Genomic DNA, 17,165 nt, shown 5'->3' with positions numbered 1-17,165 from the left:
CCCGGCAAGACGCGCCTGCCGGAACTGAAAAGGAGAGCTGAAGCAGATGAAAATTACCGATCTGATGCTCAAAAATATCATGATCATGGATTTGCAATCCACCACGAAAGAGGCTGCCATCGACGAGCTTATCGCCAAGCTTGATGAAAGCGGTCGCATCAACGATAAAGCGCTGTTTAAGGAAAAGATTCTGCAGCGCGAAAAAGAGTCCAGTACCGGTATCGGCGGGGGAATTGCTATGCCGCATGCCAAAACGAAGGCGGTCAACGAAGCGACAGTGTTGTTCGCGAAGAGCGCCGGCGGCGCGGATTTTGAAGCGCTGGATGAAGCGCCGGTGTACCTGTTCTTTATGATCGCTGCACCCGAAGGAGCGGGCAATACCCATCTTCGCACGCTGGCCGCGCTTTCCCGGCTGCTGATCGATGCCGACTTCATAGCTGCGCTGAAGAACACGAAGACGCCGGATGAAGTGGCAGCACTGTTCGATGCGAAGCAAGCGGAGCAGGATGCGGCCAAACAAGCAGAACAATCCGAATCCGCTTCATCAAACAACGCATCTATGACACAAGGAACATTTGTCGGCAATCCGGCATCGGAAGCTTTTGTCGTTGCTGTAACCGCTTGCCCGACCGGCATCGCGCATACATTCATGGCGGAGGACGCACTCAAGAAAAAAGCCAAAGAGCTCGGTATCAACATCCGAGTGGAAACGAACGGTTCCGAAGGCGCGAAAAACGTGCTGACCGCAGAGGAAATCCGCCGTGCCAGCGGGGTCATCGTAGCCGCCGACAAGCAAGTGGAGATGGCCCGCTTCGACGGCAAGCCGGTGCTCCAGCGTCCAGTCAGCGACGGCATCCGCAAATCGGAAGAGCTGCTGCGCAAGGCAGCAGGCGGCGATGCGCCGATCTACCGCGCGCAGGGCGGCACCTCAGCTTCTTCGGACTCCGCTTCGGCGGGCAAGCCGAGCATCGGCGGCCGAATCTATAAAGACCTGATGAACGGCGTTTCGCATATGCTGCCGTTTGTCGTCGGTGGCGGCATCCTGCTGGCCATTTGCTTCCTGCTTGAACGTACGCTGAGCCCGGATAACGAACTCGTGAAGCTGCTGATGACCATCGGCGGCGGGGACGGTGCGTTCCACTTCCTGATCCCGATTCTCGCCGGCTTCATCGCCATGAGCATCGGCGACCGTCCGGCGCTCATGCCCGGTATGGTCGGCGGCTATCTCGCCGCAACGTCGAACGCCGGCTTCCTGGGCGGTCTGGCCGCCGGTTTCCTTGCCGGTTACGTCATTCTCGGGCTGCGCAAACTTTTTACGGGCGTTCCGAAATCGCTTAACGGCCTCAAGCCGATCCTGCTGTATCCAGTGTTTGGGCTGCTGATCACCGGCACGGTTATGTACTTTATCTTTGATCCGATTTTCAGCTGGATCAACACCGGCCTCATCGACGGCCTGAACAGTCTCGGTACCGGCAACAAAGTGCTGCTCGGCCTTATTCTCGGCGGCATGATGGCCATCGACATGGGCGGCCCGTTCAACAAAGCCGCGTATACCTTCGCCATCGGCGTGTTTACCTCCAGCGGCAACACCAACGGCCTGATGATGGCGGCCGTCATGGCAGGCGGTATGGTTCCTCCGCTCGCAATCGCCCTGGCAACGACGTTCTTCAAGCATAAATTCACGAACGAAGAACGCCAATCCGGCCTGACCAACTATGTGCTCGGCTTGTCCTTTATCACGGAAGGCGCCATTCCGTTCGCGGCGGCGGATCCGCTGCGTATCCTGACGACCTGCATCATTGGTTCCGCGATCGCCGGCGGCCTGACCCAGCTCTGGAACGTCAATGTTCCGGCACCGCACGGCGGCGTGTTCGCCGCGGCGCTCGCCAATCACGCGCTGCTGTTCCTGCTCGCTGTAGCCATCGGCGCCGTTGTTTCCGGCCTGATGCTCGGCCTGTGGAAAAAGCCGCTGTCTTCGAAATAAGCGACTCTAGTACGTGTAAGCCCCTGTTCCGATTCATGGAACAGGGGCTTTTGCGTTTAGCGGGCGTGCTGCCTTGTGTGGGGCTTCCAGAAGCCGCCTAGAGGCGAGCACGGCTTGCGTTAAGCCCATGGCTTGTGTTAAGTTCACGGCCCACTATACCGACTCTGCCCGCAACCTTGCGTTACAAGACTCCAGCCTTTGCCCGTGCAATATCCGTAGCGCCAGCTTGCGGCTCACGGGCGAATGCGGTAATTTTGAGGAGTGAGCAGAATACGGGGGTAAAGCTTGAGCGGGTTAGAGTTTGAGAGGTTTGAGAGGTTTGAGAGGTTTGAGAGGTTTGAGAGGTTTGAGAGGTTTGAGAGGTTTGAGAAGTTTGAGAAGTTTGAGAAGTTTGAGAGGTTTGAGAAGTTTGAGAGGTTTGCGGGTTTAAATTTGGGAGCGTTAGAGTTTAGAGGCGGATTTTAGGGCTGGAGTTATACATAGGGTTTGGCATGGTAATGGTCACGGTAACAGTAACGTTAACGGTTATAGTTTAGCGGTTGGGTTAAGAGGCTGAGATAGAGCGGTTAGCTCAAGCGGTTGATATCTGAGGTACTTGAGGAGTACAGAGGAAGGATTTGCAAGTAATGTTTTGCAAGTAAATCCATCGGGCTCGTGCATAGCGAGAGGCGAAAAATAAATTAGTGGGATTTCCTCCCACTAATTTTCGCCAATCCCCGCTTTTAACACAAATAGTGGGAATACCTCCCTCTATATTTGATCAAACGCCCCAATTTGCTCATTTCAAGCCTAATTAGTGGGATGAAATCCCACTAAATAGCATGTCGTCTCCAATCGCCTAAATTAGTGGGATAAAATCCCACTAATGAACCAGCGAATGCAACGCCTAATTTAAGGCGGTATGTTCCGCCTTTTTTACGTAAACCAGCATAGGCCAGAACGCATCCGGATTGTGCGAATGAATCCGATGCTCATCTCGCCCAATGAAACGAGGAATGTTCATGACAACGACTACTTTATTTCTCGTCCGCCACGCCGAATCGGTCTACATGCCCGGGCAGGAACGGGAGCGAGGCCTTTCCGATCAAGGCGATCAGGATGCGTTCACCATTGCGGAGCTTCTGCAGCATGAGTGCATCGATCTTTTCCTCTCAAGCCCTTACGAGCGGGTGATACGGACTATACAGCCTTTGGCTGACCGGCTGGGCAAGCCGATTGAACGAATTGAAGCGCTGCGGGAGCGGGCGGCAGGCGATTTCGGCAACCTCAGCTTTGCGGAAGCGAAACGCCGACTCTACAGCGATTTTGGATTGGCTTTTCCAGGAGGAGAATCGGGTGATGCCGCTCAGCGGCGGGTTATGGAAGGGGTGGAGCCGATTTTGAAGCGGTATGCCGGCCGCCGAATCGTTATCGGCACCCATGGCGACATCATGACCTTGCTGCTGAACCGGTGGAATCCGGCGTATGGCTACAGCTTCTGGGCCTCCACGTCAATGCCGGATATTTACCGGCTTGAACTGGAAGCGGAGGGGGCGGCCGCTCCACGGGTGACCCGCATTTGGAACCCTTGACTAGGTGGGGCCGCCCCGCAGGCTTCCCGCATTTTGACCCTTGACTGGTGTCCCGACGTCCCCGTTCGGACAAGCGCCCCATGTTCCCGGACCATGATTTTACCTTCACAAAATGGTAAAGTATAGTTATCCAAAAAACCTACGGGAGGTATGAACATGCAAAATAAAATCAGCGAAGTCCTGTTGCAAAACTGGGATTATGCCATGGATATTGAGGATTGGTCGCCGCCGCTAAGCGATGCGCTGAATGGCGTGAGCAGCGAGCAGGCGCTGTGGAAGCCGCAGGGTGCCGCGGGCAATTCGATCTGGGAGACAGTCAACCACCTGACGTACTACAAGGAACGGCTGCTCCGCAAGCTCAAGGGACTTCCGAAGCTGCCGGATCTCGAGAGCAACGACGCTACGTTTACGGTGACCGAAAGCGGGGATGAGGCGTGGCAGCAGGCCGTGGACAAGCTGAAGAGCGTGCATGCGGATTTGCGCGTGATCATTGAAGCGCTGGAGGAAGGCGCCTACGACTGGGGCGGTTCGGGGCATGCGCCGGGCGAAGAAGTGATGAGCCTCATTTTGCATGACGCCTATCATACCGGCCAGATCGTGCTGGTCCGCAAGCTGCAAGGCTCGTGGCCGAGCAACCGCCGGTTCAATTAAACGCTTTTTCAGAGGGTAAAAGGCACAGCCAGGCGATTCGCCCTTGTTTCAGGACCAAAGTCCCCGGTTAATGGATGGCATACAACCAAGCATCGCACATTAGCGGACAAAGGAGAGATCGATTATGGAGCCGAACACCACCAAGGACAGAAGCGTTGAAGTGGAGCACAGAGAGGTACAGCATAAGTCGGATTCCAGCCTTGTCGCATCAACCTTTATCAAATACGCGGCGTATGTCATTATTATTTTCGGGATTTTGTTTTTCCTGGTGAGATACGTGTTCCCAATGTTCTGATAGGTAAACCGGATAAGCAACGGAGAAGACGCGGGCGGCGACGAAGCAGCCTGTGTCTTTTTTTCGGGGAAAAGAAGTACGCAACGCAAGGCACCGTCCACTCCGGTCCGGAACGGCCTGAGCCCGCAACAAAAAGCCGCATCGCCCCTCAGGCAATTACGGCTTCCGGGTTAAACCTCATGTTTCATCACGTCATGCGGCGCGGCGGAGTTGCGGTAGAAGAACCAGCACTCGTTCAGCAGCTTGATCTGCCGGCGGTCCTTTCGCAAATACGCCTTCATCAGCTGATGGCAAAGCCATTGCGGCAAGGGAATCCCTCCTCTGGCATGCTTCCGGTTTACCTACAGCCTATGAAAGCAGCCCAGGAAAGGTGCGGTTTCCCGGCATTTCAGCCAAAAACGACGATCAATCGCAGAGTGCTTAATGCGCGTTCTCTGCTTCTTCTTCGTACCACTGCTCCAGTTGGGCCTGCAGCGCGCGGATCTCTGTAAGCAGGGCAATCAGCGGGTAATGGCTCTCCTGGATGGCGGCAAAAGCGCGCTCCAGCCGGTTAATGTAATCGATCCCGGACTCCAGCGTATATCCTTCGCGCAGCAGCTCCAGCGCATCGCATTCCGCGACGGCCAGCGGCAGATCGGGCACGTTGTCCGCAGTCAACTTGTCGATCTCTTTATTGAGGCGAAGATTCAGCGCGCTCAGCTGATAGGCATATTCTTCGGGCATCTCCACGAATTGCAGCGCCTGCTGCTGCTGTAAAATGACGTACCGCATTTTCGGCATCTTGTATTCTCCCTCCGTACTTGTCTTTCTTCTTGACAGTTTAGCGTATGCACAAGTTACAATTCAAGTGGTAGAGAAATCGAAAGAGAGAAATGGATGGGAGCGGCGATGACGAATATGAGCAATGAGGAGCTGCAGCAATGGATCGAGCAGGTATCGCTGCGCAGCTTCGGCGTTCCGTTCCGGCATAAAGCCAGCTTCAACGGACGGCTGACGACGACGGGCGGACGTTATTTTACCAAAAGCCACAATATCGAGATCAACCCCCGGCAGCTGACGATGTTCGGCAGGGAAGAGACGGAAAAAATTATCAAACATGAGCTTTGCCACTATCACCTGCATTTGGCGAAAAGGGGATATATGCACCGGGACGCCGATTTTAAGCAGCTGCTGGCCCGGGTGGGCGGCAGCCGGTACTGCCAGTCGCTTCCCGGCGCCCAGGCGCGCAAGCCGCTGCCGATCCGCTACAAGCTCGTCTGCGTCTCCTGCGCCATGGAATATCCGCGCAAGCGGAAGCCCGATCCCCGCAAATACCGCTGCGGCCGCTGCGCGGGCATGCTGAAACTGCTCGTGCTCAAGGAGAGCGGAAAGTGAAGGACGCGCGATTTCTGTGTTTTACGTTGCGAGGCGCCGGGCGTATACGGCTGCAGGCGATCCGCAGGCTGAATGGCTTGGGATGGAGTAGAGAATATTAGCATACAACTTTCGGGACATGAAGAAGCCGCAGTTACTGCGCGCTTCTTTTTTTGCGGCGCATCTTCGTACAATCGCACCGTTTTCTGGATAAAATCACACATCGATATGTAAACGCTATCAAACTAAGATGGAAAAGAAGTCCATTTTAGCAGAGGGGGCGCAACACATGAAGCGATTCAGGTCCGCCATCGCGGGTCTGCTGGCATTGCTGCTGTTCATTCCGGGTCTGCCCTATATCGGGTCCGGCGGAGGGTTGGCGCATGCGGCTGAGATAGGGGGAACCGGGGCAAAGGATGTTCCGACAAGCACGGTCCTCATCAAGAACAAGTGGAAAGGAAATTATTTGTACGAAACGAGTGACGGGATCGTCCGTTACGGGATGACTAATCCCGTCGATGCCTCGGCGCATTGGAAGGTGCTGACGGATAACGGAATATCGCGGATCCAGAACGAGAAGACCGGGCATTTCATCACCTTGACCGGCAATAACGGTAAGGAAGATTCGTTGAAAGCAGGTGCGGCTTCGGGTGCAAAAGATCAGTGGCTGATCGACACTTCGAGCCGTAATGGCTATATGGTGATCCGCAGCGCCACCGAACCGCTGAGCCAGCTGGTCATCCACGAAGAGCAGCAGCTCGGCTATGCGCAGGTCAGCGCGGATATCAACATTACGTTCGAGAGTCCGCAGTGGGCGTTTGTTCCATTGAACGCACCATCCCCGGTACGGCTGGAAAGCCGGATGCGGCCGGGACAGGTCATGTATGAAAAAGACGGTAAAGTTCTATGGGGCAGCGAGCCTGTCACCAACGAAGCCGCACAGTGGTATATCGAAGCAGGCGGCTCGCAGGGAACGCTGCACATCCGCAACAAGTCGACCGGCAACTATATCAAGCAGAACGAGCAGCATTGGTATGGTGTATTCTCGGCGAAGATCGATCCGGCGAAGTCGGCCCTGAGCGACTGGATTCAGGAAGCGGCAGCCGGAGAGGACGGAGCCGGTTATGTGACCTTCCGGAATAGCGGGTTAACGGATGGAGGCAAGCCTTTATGGCTGAATCCGCAGTTTAACGATGACCACGACGTGCGCTCCAATAACTGGCCGGCGGGCAGCACGAATGCCCAGTGGAAAATTGTACCGGTGAGTGATTTCCAGCCCGTTAGGCTGGCCGCCTACACGGATGCCCAGTCACCGGCAGACTTTTTGTACGAGACGGCCGGCGGTGGTTTGAAGCATGGCGCGATTGCGGATGCGGCCGACGTCAACAGCTTTTTGTGGTATCTGGAGGATTATGACGGCCACAAACGGCTGCGCAACGCGGCCACCGGCCATTATTTATCGTACGGGGAGGGTACCGTTAAAGCCTTTCCGCTGAGCGCTAGCTCGGCAACCGATCAATGGACCCTCAAGGAATCGGATGATTTCGATGACTATATGACCATCGGCAATGTCGGCGACACGGGCAGCTATTTGTCCATACTGGGCGGGGGCAATACCGGCGCCGGAACCGACAGTGCTTCGCTGAATGCCCAATGGCAGCTGGCCGATCCGGCTGCGCCCGTCGACAATTCGGAGCATTACATCCGGATTCAGAACGGTTGGCAGTCCTTCTATTGGTACGAAAGCAAGGAAGGACTCCTGAAATACGGCAACATGCAGGAAGACGGCAGCGACCAATGGCTGGTGGTGAAATATAACGGCCGCAAGCTGTTTAAGAACCGCGCGACCGGCCATTATCTCAACATCGCGCAGATGCCGGACGGCCATCTCCAGGTGTCGCCGCTGGGCGATTTGAACAACGTCGATCCGGCGTACATCTGGACGGGGAAAAATATCGGCAACAGCACGTACGTGATCTCGAGTGTGCTCGACAAGGAGCCGAATAAACAACCGGAGAAATATATCTCGCTGCAAAACCTGACCAAATACGCTGAATACGGCGCCATCAATCCGGCCTGGGGCAGCCCGCAGTGGCGTTTTGTCCCGGTCACGGAGAAGAAGCAGGATTTGTTCCGCTTTAAGCTTCAAGGCGCCGCGGATGGGGAAGAGCTGTATCTGAAGGACGGTCCGGTACCAACGCCTCAGGCCAGCGGTAAGCTGGAAGAGGAAGTGACGGACACGGGACCCGCGATCCTTAACGGTAACGGCGGCATGGATGCTCCCGATGATCAGGGCGGCCCCGCCGCTCCGGCGAGCTCAGACGATAAAGCGAATACCCATGATTCGGCTGATGCGGCGGATCAAGCCGATGATTCTATTACAGCGGGTGGAGCCGATTCTGCCGGGGGGCAGGAGCATAAACTGACGGCTGAAGTAAACGCCGCGCCGGCCGTGGACGATGCAACCGTCGGTCAAGTGACATACGGCGATTTGGATCTGTCGGATGATTCGTTCGTCTGGCAGCTGCAGGAGATCGCCGGCGCGAACGGGCAAGTCAAAATCCAGAACCGCGGAACAGGTAGATATCTGTCGCTGCAATCCTTCGAGAAGGTGATTGAATCGGATTCCCCGCAGCTTCCGGTGCTGACCGATAAAGTGGTTTACGATGTTTGGGCCAGCATTAAATGGTATGTCGGTATGGATGAACATGGAGATACCACTTTTAAGAGCGGTTGGGGAGGGCATTATCTTTACAGCACGAAGGATGCCGATGATTATCCCGTCCTTCGGATCAGCAGAGTGGACGGCATAAGCAATAAACCGGATGCTCATTTCACGGCCGAGCCGGCGGTCATCGCGCCGCAGCCGCTGCCATCTGAACCGGTACGTCTCAAAAACGCCAATACCGGCGAATATCTGTACGAGAATGAACATGGCGTCGTGCTGTATGGCAACCCGGCGGCGAACAATGGTTATTCGCACTGGACGGTCGTTGACGAGGGAGATGGCCAATATATCGTCAACCGGGCGACCGGTCATTATTTGACGCTGAACGGGGATTACTCCTTCCTGGAGACCTCGCGCACCGCGCCGGCAAACGGCGCTTCCGCCTGGGACATCAGTCTGGCCCCGGATGCCAAAAATTACACTATCCGCAGTCTTTACGGCGAATATGACGATGAATATATCAATATCAAAAACCGTGCCGGATATGCGGAACACGGCCTGTATCTGACGAGCGACAGCTCGGTGCAGTGGAGTCTGGAAGCTGCAGATAAGGATTACGTCACTCCTGAAGGCGAACCGCGGAATACGGATACCGCAACGCCGGTACAAGAAGACACGAATCTCGTGAAAATCGTTCCGCAAAACGCAGCCGGCGCTGTTCTGGCTGAACAGGACGGTCAAATCGTTGTGGCGGAGAGTACTGCTGTTTCTGCCGGCGCAGTGTGGCGCCTGCAGGATTTTAACGGCCGCAAACGGATCGTCAACATGGATTCCGGCCACTTCCTTGCGCGCGATAAGGATGGGGCAGCCGTTATTTCGGAAACAGGAACAACCGAGCTCGCGCAGTGGAATACGCCAGAGAAGCTTGGGTTTACGCTGCTGCAAAATGCGGATAAGAGCCAAACGTTGACCAATAACGGTTCATCCGTTGCTCTCGGCCCCCTTAACGCAGATGGCGCATTGTGGAGCCTCACCCCGGTTCCCGGCGATGCCGTGTATGCAGGAGCGGAAGCGTTCCGCGGCGATGGCGTGCTGCGGTTTGCCGTTCATGCGGATACGGCAAAAGCCTACAATGCTGCGCTCAGTTATCTCAACAAGGCGGCCGCGACCGCGAAGCTAAAGGTGGAGGTCAACGGGCTGCCTCAGCGCGAAATTACGCTGGCTGCGGATTTGTCCTGGAACCAACAAGCCTTCCCGCTGAATTTGCGGGCAGGCATGAACACCGTCAGCTTCATCGGCAGCGTAGCCGTGCTCAAGCTGGTCGACGTGGATAGCCTGACGATCAAGAACAGCATCAATAAGGCCTACCGCGGCGCCACCTTGCCGTATATTACGTACGAAGCCGAGGATGCGGATACCAATGCGCAGCTCCTCGATCCGTCAAGGAAATACCGTACGGTCGCTTCCGAAGCCTCCGGACGGCAGGCGGTTGTTTTGAGTAATACCGGCGATTATATGGAGTTTACGCTGGCCAAACCGGCCAATGCATTGGTGCTCCGCTATTCCATACCGGATAGCCAGGACGGCCAAGGCGACGTGAAAACATTGTCTTTGTACGTCAACGGGAAGAAGCAGGAGCTGACCCTGACCTCCAAATATGCCTGGGAATACGGCAGTTATCCGTGGTCCAATGATCCGGCGCAGGGAAGCGCGCACCGCTTCTTTGACGAAATTCATGCCTTGATCGGCGAAACGCCGGCAGGCGCGACGATTCGTTTGGTCAAAGAAGACAGCGACACCGCCGCTTCCTATACCCTTGATCTCGTGGATATGGAGCAAGTCGCACCCGCGCTGGAAAAGCCGGACGGATTCGTGTCCGTGGCCGATTTCGGCGCGACGGCCAATGACGGCAGCGACGACACGGATGCGTTCCAACAGGCGCTCACCAAAGCCAATAAGGAGCATACGGGCGTCTGGTTCCCGGCAGGCAGCTTTAACGTAGGCGCCGAACAGCTGGATCTGGAATCCGCGCTCATCCGCGGGGCAGGCATGTGGTACACGACGCTGGACGGGGCCAAATTCTTCGGCCACGGCGGCAGCGTTGGCGTATACGATCTGCTGATCGACGGCGGCATCAACGTTCGCGATGACGAAGCGGTGACGAATGCGTTCCATGGCGCGTTCGGCCAAGGATCGGTCATCCAGAACGTCTGGATCGAGCATACGAAAGCAGGCCTATGGCTGACCCAGCCGATGGGCGAAAAAGCGCGCACGAACGGCCTTTACATGGAAGGCCTGCGCATCCGCAACCTGATGGCGGACGGCATTAACTTTGCCGTCGGGACCGGCAACAGCATGATGGAGCAGAGCGACATCCGCTATCCGGGCGATGACGGCATCGCGATGTGGTCGTTCACCGATCCAAAGCTGAACGATGTCAACGGTACGGAGCGTACGCCAAGCTACAACAATACCGCCCGTTTCAATACGGTGTCCCTGCCGTGGCTGGCGGACAACATCGTTATATTCGGCGGACGCGATAACAAGGTTCAGGACAATATCGTGAAGGACACGGTGACGAACGGAGCGGGGATTGCCGTATCCACCCGATTCACCGCAGAACCGTTCCAGGGAACGACGGTTGTGGAACGCAACACATTGCTGCGCACCGGCAGCTATGATTCCGGCTATACGGTTAACCTGGGAGGATTGTGGCTGTACGCCGGGGAAGGCAATATGAAAGCCGATATCCGCATCCGCAATAATACGATTGTGGACAGCACGTATTCCGGCATTATTGCGCACGGCAATTTAACGATGGACGGCGTCCGGCTGACCGACAACGTCATCGACGGAGCCGGGACGAGCGGCGTTGCCGTGACGGCGGACCTGAAGGGCTCGCTCATCGCCGACAATCTGATTATCCGCGGCGAGCGGATGTTTCTGACGGCCAACGGCGCATCCGGTTTTGTCATCGACGAGCGGAACCAAGGGATCGCTTCGAAGGTATTAAAGTTTTCAGTGAAGCTGGAGAACGGCCAAACCGGTCCGTTTACAGCATCCGCCGGTAACGCAGCTGTCCTTCAGGTATTGGACCCGGCAGGAGCGGACATCACTCCGCAGGCCTCCTTCAGCGTTGGGGATTCAGCGATTGCTGCGGTGAACAGCAACAAGCTTTTGGCTTACCGCGGGGGAAATACGGTGCTAACCGTTACGGTCGGAGGGGTTTCCAGAGCGTACGATCTTGCAGTTACGGGCACGACCGGTCCGGAAACGGGACCGGGACCCAACACGCCGGGCAATAGTGTGAGCCCGGCCGCTTCGGCGCCGTCTTCGGAAGCCGGCGACAAGTCGCTCCAGACGGCCGCCTCCGGCACGGCCGTCATTGAAGTGGCTGCCGCACCGGACGGCAGCGTGGCCTTCGGCGCAGCCGCGCTGCGCGCAGCGGCTGTGGCCAGCCATGGCGCCGTCCTTGCGGTGACGCATGACGGCGCGGTGTACCGCATCCCGCTGGCGCAGGCACAGCGGGTGCTGGACGCCGCCGGGCTCAGCGGCGGCGTGCTGGAAGTGCAGCTCGGCGCGCCTTCGGCCGCCGAGCAGGCCCAGCTGCTTGCCGCAGCCGGCAAGCAGGGCCTCAGCGTGAAGGGAGCGCCGCTCGCCTTCACGGTTGCCGTCACGGACGGCAAGGCCTCCGTGACGGCCGGGACGCTGGGCACCGCATACGCGGAACGCCGCTTTGCGGTGGACGGTGCGCTCGACCCGAATACCTCGGTCGCGCTGCTCTTTGATCCTGCAGCCGGAACGTTCAAGTATGTTCCGGCGCTGTTCGAGACGGTGAACGGTGCAACCGCCGTCACCGTCAAGAGCAGCCTGCCCGGCGGCATCATCGCCGTGGCGGAGAACCCGGTCAGCTTCGGCGACATCGCCGGCCACTGGGCGGAAGCCCAGATCGGCCTGCTCGCCAGCAAGCTGATCGTGAACGGCGCGTCCGCCGGCAGCTTCGCGCCGGCAGGCAACGTCAGCCGGGCCGAATTCGCGGCCATGCTGGTCCGTTCGCTCGGACTTGTCCCTGACGCGTCCGCGCTGGGCACCGCCTTCACCGACGTTCCGGCCGGCGCCTGGTACGCCTCGGACGCCGCGGCTGCGGCTGCCCTCGGCCTTGTGCAGGGCTATGCGGACGGCGGCTTCCGTCCGAACGCCCAAATCACGCGGGAGCAGATGGCCGTCATGGCGGCCCGGGCGTTGAAGCTGATGCAGACGGACGTTCCCGCCGCGCAAGGCAATGCCGCCTTCAAGGATGGGGACCGCATCTCCGCCTGGGCGCAGGATGCAGTGGCGGCCCTCGTGGCCGGCGGCATCATGAACGGACGGTCCGCGGATCACTTTGCGCCGGACCAGAACACCAGCCGCGCGGAAGCGGCCGTGATTCTTGTTCGCCTGCTGCAAGCCGGCAAACTGCTGAATCCGTAAGCTTCGGCTCCGCACAACCAAGGCCCCCGGTTTCACACCGGGGGCCTTGGTTTATTGTTCGCCGGAACGTCTGATTTCATGGATGGCAATCGTGTAGATTACGCCGTACAGCCCGCTGTCCCGTTTCTGCGTTAGCCGCCGCTCCAGCGATATTGCTGCCGGCTCGCCGAGCGCTACGATCTTCCGGTACGCTTCGTTATCTTTGATGTAGTCGTAAGGGTTGCTGCTTAAGGCCAGGCGGGGATCATTGCCGATCTCCGCGTGCATCTGTTCGATCAATGGATTAAGCTGCTTGTCGATCCTGGCGTTGGACGAAGTGTCTGCAATAATAAGCGCAGCGACAAGGATGAAGCTGGCAACAAAAACCCACGCAATCTTAGCTTTCACGGTCTCGCCTCCATCTTTCGGTAAAGGAATCTTGAACGTTATAAACTATTTTACAGGAAATTCCTGGTTCATCCAATGAACCGGGCAGCGCAGCGAAAAAGCCTCCAAACCCGCCGTCGGCGGATGTGGAGGCTTCTTTGTTTCCGGCATATGCTTAATTGAAAATGCAGGGCAGCGTCCGCGTCCCGCTTAAGCTTCCATCTTCTGCGCCGAATACAGCCGGTAATAGAGGCCGCGCTGCGCCATCAGCTCGTCATGCGAGCCGGATTCGGCCACGCCTTTATTCGAGACGTACATGATGCGGTCGCAGTTTTTAACGGTCGAGAGACGGTGCGCGATAATGAACGAGGTGCGTCCCTTCAGCAGCTCGTTCAGGCCCTGCTGCAGCAGGCGCTCCGTCTTGGCGTCGATCGAAGAGGTGGCTTCGTCGAGAATCAGGATGCGCGGATCGGCCAGCAGCGTCCGGGCAAACGAGATCAGCTGGCGCTGTCCTTGGGACAGCTTCGAGCCGCGTTCGTTGACCTCGGTCATATAGCCGTCTTCGAACTCGCGGATAAAGTCATCGGCGCAGACCGTTTTCGCTGCGGCAATGATTTCCTCTTCGGTGGCGTCGAGCCGGCCGTAGCGGATGTTATCCATGATCGTACCGCTAAAGATAAAGCTGTCCTGGAGCATAATCCCCATTTGGCTTCTGAGCGATTCCAGCGTGACTTCGGCGATGTCATGGCCGTCGATCTCAATTTTGCCGCCCGTCAGATTATAGAAGCGGGAGATCAGGTTCACGACGGTGGTTTTGCCCGCGCCAGTCGGACCGACCAGTGCGATGCTTTCGCCCGGCTTGACGTCGAACGAGAGATTTTCCAGAATGTTGATTCCCGGATCATAAGCAAAGGTAACATCGTCGAAGGTAACGCGGCCCTGTACGGTCGGCAGCTTCTTGGCATCCGGCACGTCGGTGACCGTAACCGGTTCATCCAGCGTTTCGAAGATCCGTTCCAGATAGGCGACACCGTTGATAAACGCGTTATACAAGTTCGACAAGTTGAGAATCGGCTGCCAGAACCGCCAAGCGTAGCTGCTCATCGCCAGGATGACGCCGAAGGTGACGTCCTGCGGGCTCAGCGTCAGAAGGCCAACGAGATAGATCGCCGTCGTGACCAGCGTGGACAGATTATCCACGGTGAACGGGATAAGCGTATTGTAACGCAGGGCGCGCATCCATTCCTTGCGGAAGTTGCCGGCCAGGCGCGTGAAGATCCCCTCATTGCGCGTCTCGCGGGAGAAAATCTGCGTGACGCGGATCCCGCTGATGCTCTCCTGCATATAGGCGTTCAGGTTGGAGCTTTTGTTCGAAACCGCCTGCCAGGCCCGGCGCTGCTTGGTCTTGATCAGCAGCATGACGCCGAGGAATACCGGAAGGCCGGCGATGGTCACGAGCGACAGTCTGACATCGACCGCGAACATAAAGGCCGCGATAAAGATCAGGTTCACGATTTCGAGAATGAAGTTGATAATCCCGTTCGACAGGACATCGGATACCGAGTTCACGTAGTTGACGACCCGGATCAGGATTTTGCCTTGCGGCCGGTCGTCGTAATATTTGAACGGCAGCCGCTGGAGATGCTTGAACAGGTCGGTGCGGATATCAAAAATAATATCCTGACCCACGCTCGTCATCATCCGTGAACGGATGGTGGCGAGGATAACGCTGACGACGATGGTAACCAGCAGCAGCGCCGACCAGCCGACCAGCGCGCCGACGTCATTGGCCGGAATCGTCACGTCCACGACATGCTGCATGATCAGCGGGGCGGAGAGGCCGATGACGGCCGACAGGGCGCTGAGCAGAAAAGCGATGATCATCGGTTTTTTCTGTCGCCTGATATATACCATCGCGCGCCGGAAATGGCGGATATCAAACGGCGATTCCAGATTCTCGTCGATGTCGAATTTATTTCTGGCCACTGCTGGTCACCCCTCTTCCAATCCCTTCGTTTTGCAGCATAAAGACGTCATAATAGTAACCGCGTTTGGCCAGTAGTTCCTTGTGCGTGCCTTCTTCGACCAGCCGGCCGTTGTCCAGGACGAGAATGCGGTCGGCTTCCGAGGTGGTGGACACCCGCTGGGCAATGACGATTTTGGTGCACGGGAATTCCAGCTCGCGCAGGCTCTTCTGAATATGCTCTTCCGTCTCCAGGTCGACCGCGGAGGTCGTGTCGTCCAGAATGAGGATCGGCCGCTGTACCGCCAAAGCCCGGGCCAGGGCAATCCGCTGCTTCTGGCCGCCGGAGAGGCCGATGCCGCGTTCGCCGACGATCGTGTCGTAACCCTCGGGCATTTTGGTAATAAAACCGTGCGCCGCCGCAAGCTCCGCATATTTAACGGTTTCTTCCTCCGGCAGTTCGGGATCGCCGTAAGCAATGTTGCCGTCAATCGTATCCGAGAACAGCAGCACATCCTGTGTCGCGATGCCGATGTTGGCACGAAGCTCGTCGAGCTCCAGCTTGCGGACATCCTGTCCGTCCAGCAGCACCTTGCCCTTGGTTACGTCATAGAAACGTGGAATCAGGTTGATGAGCGTCGTTTTGCCTGCGCCGGTGGAGCCCATGATGGCAACGGTTTCACCTGGCTCGATCGCGAAGCTTACATCGTCGAGTACTAACCGGTTGTCATATTTAAAGCTGACATGGTCAAATTCGATGCGTCCGGTGTAACGACGAATGTTTTGGGTGTTATGTTTGTTCTCGATGCCGGGATGCGCGTAGTACACCTCGACGATTTTGGACAAGCTGGCGAAAAAGCGTTGAATATCATTAATAATGATGCCGATATTGCGCATCGGGTTCGACAGGCCCCAGATGAGCGAGGAGAAGGCGGCGTATTCCCCGAACGTAACCCGGTCGATCATGACGAAATATCCGCCTGCCAGCATCAGGATCACGTTGAAGGCTTGAGCGAACGTTTCCAGATAAGGGAAGTAATCCAGCCAGACGAGAGCGGCGGTTTTATTCGCTTTGGAGAAGTCCACGTTTTTCGCGGTAAACTTCTCGATTTCGTATTCCTCGCGGGCAAATGCCTTGACCACCCGGTTGCCGGAGATGTTCTCCTGTGTCGTCGTGTTGAGCTGGGACAGCCGCTCGCGCAGATCGATGTACATCGGCCGCACGCGTTTGGCGAATATGTACGCGACGATGAAGATCGGAGGCGAAAGGATGAGCAGCCACAGGGTCAGTTCCACATCGATGGTGAAAAAATATACGACCGCCGCCAAAAATACCGTCAGCGATTCGATAATCGTCTTGATAATCCACGCCATGGAGTGGCGTACCATATCGAGATCGCCCGTCATTTTGGTCATGAGGTCGCCGGTGCGGTTATGATCGTAATAATGCATATCCTGTCCCTGGATTTTGTTGTACAAATAAATGCGGACCCGGTAAAGCATGTTTTGCGATGAGATTTCGTACTGCATCGTTGTCAGATAGGCTAGCCCCGTCCGCAAAAGCGAGAAACCGACCATCGCCAGACAGAGTCCGATGAGCAGTCCCCGTTTATCGGCCAGATTCTGCGCCGCATGGTCGTTCGAGATGAACGTATCCACGATGCGCTGCCCGATGTACGGATTAATGATGGTGAGCGAGCAGCCGATGACCGACAGGCAGAGCGCAACGATGTACCTCGCCCTATCGCCCCCCAGGTTCTGCCACAGCCACTTGAGTTGGAACATGTAATCACCTGCTTTTTGTATATTTTCTTTTTCTGTTGAACGCTGCCTCCTATCCCATC

The 17,165-nt window shown here is 56.9% G+C and carries 12 protein-coding genes; 7 read left to right on the top strand and 5 right to left on the bottom strand.

All coding sequences use genetic code 11. The annotated features are described in order from the left end of the window. The first annotated feature begins 46 nt into the window (after positions 1 to 46). From BMW84_RS13335 to BMW84_RS24820, 5 genes are all read left to right on the top strand, one after another. Entirely contained in the window at positions 47 to 1,984 is a 1,938-nt protein-coding gene (locus tag BMW84_RS13335) for a PTS fructose transporter subunit IIABC (RefSeq protein ID WP_091069153.1), read from the top strand. 285 nt (positions 1,985 to 2,269) lie between these two features. Continuing rightward, positions 2,270 to 2,449, top strand: a complete 180-nt coding sequence (locus BMW84_RS13330) for a hypothetical protein (protein ID WP_091069152.1) — start codon at positions 2,270 to 2,272, stop codon at positions 2,447 to 2,449. 536 nt (positions 2,450 to 2,985) lie between these two features. After that, on the top strand, positions 2,986 to 3,555 hold the full coding sequence (locus BMW84_RS13325; protein ID WP_368086717.1) for a histidine phosphatase family protein: 570 nt from the start codon (positions 2,986 to 2,988) through the stop codon (positions 3,553 to 3,555). Between the two features lie 156 nt (positions 3,556 to 3,711). Next, a complete protein-coding gene (locus BMW84_RS13320) occupies positions 3,712 to 4,206 on the top strand; it encodes a DinB family protein (RefSeq protein WP_175498803.1) in 495 nt (164 codons plus the stop codon). A 124-nt stretch (positions 4,207 to 4,330) separates the two neighbouring features. Then, entirely contained in the window at positions 4,331 to 4,501 is a 171-nt protein-coding gene (locus tag BMW84_RS24820; protein ID WP_175498802.1) for a hypothetical protein, read from the top strand. 170 nt (positions 4,502 to 4,671) lie between these two features. On the opposite strand, the gene cmpA is transcribed toward BMW84_RS24820, so the two are convergent. Together cmpA and BMW84_RS13310 are read right to left on the bottom strand one after the other, a co-directional pair. After that, on the bottom strand, positions 4,672 to 4,809 hold the full coding sequence (gene cmpA / locus BMW84_RS13315; protein WP_091069148.1) for a cortex morphogenetic protein CmpA: 138 nt from the start codon (positions 4,807 to 4,809) through the stop codon (positions 4,672 to 4,674). Between the two features lie 112 nt (positions 4,810 to 4,921). Then, on the bottom strand, positions 4,922 to 5,281 hold the full coding sequence (locus tag BMW84_RS13310) for a hydrolase/acyltransferase (RefSeq protein WP_091069146.1): 360 nt from the start codon (positions 5,279 to 5,281) through the stop codon (positions 4,922 to 4,924). 117 nt (positions 5,282 to 5,398) lie between these two features. Here BMW84_RS13310 and BMW84_RS13305 point away from each other — a divergent pair, with 117 nt between their 5' ends. Together BMW84_RS13305 and BMW84_RS13300 are read left to right on the top strand one after the other, a co-directional pair. Then, a complete protein-coding gene (locus BMW84_RS13305; protein ID WP_091069744.1) occupies positions 5,399 to 5,875 on the top strand; it encodes a SprT family protein in 477 nt (158 codons plus the stop codon). A 268-nt stretch (positions 5,876 to 6,143) separates the two neighbouring features. Next, positions 6,144 to 12,992: an S-layer homology domain-containing protein gene (locus BMW84_RS13300; protein ID WP_175498801.1), complete on the top strand. Its 6,849-nt coding sequence runs from the start codon at positions 6,144 to 6,146 to the stop codon at positions 12,990 to 12,992. 51 nt (positions 12,993 to 13,043) lie between these two features. Here BMW84_RS13300 and BMW84_RS13295 read toward each other — a convergent pair whose 3' ends face one another. From BMW84_RS13295 to BMW84_RS13285, 3 genes are all read right to left on the bottom strand, one after another. Further along, positions 13,044 to 13,379: a hypothetical protein gene (locus BMW84_RS13295; protein WP_091069141.1), complete on the bottom strand. Its 336-nt coding sequence runs from the start codon at positions 13,377 to 13,379 to the stop codon at positions 13,044 to 13,046. A gap of 189 nt (positions 13,380 to 13,568) precedes the next feature. Further along, positions 13,569 to 15,344 carry an ABC transporter ATP-binding protein gene (locus BMW84_RS13290; RefSeq protein ID WP_091069140.1) on the bottom strand — a complete coding sequence of 592 codons (1,776 nt, stop codon included), beginning with the start codon at positions 15,342 to 15,344 and terminating at the stop codon, positions 13,569 to 13,571. Further along, a complete protein-coding gene (locus BMW84_RS13285; protein ID WP_091069138.1) occupies positions 15,331 to 17,106 on the bottom strand; it encodes an ABC transporter ATP-binding protein in 1,776 nt (591 codons plus the stop codon). The genes BMW84_RS13290 and BMW84_RS13285 overlap by 14 nt, the downstream gene beginning before the upstream one ends. Positions 17,107 to 17,165 lie beyond the last annotated feature (59 nt).

The sequence above is a fragment of the Paenibacillus sp. NFR01 genome, assembly GCF_900111565.1.
GTDB lineage: Bacteria > Bacillota > Bacilli > Paenibacillales > Paenibacillaceae > Paenibacillus_AQ.
This window is presented reverse-complemented; position numbering and strand designations above follow the sequence as displayed.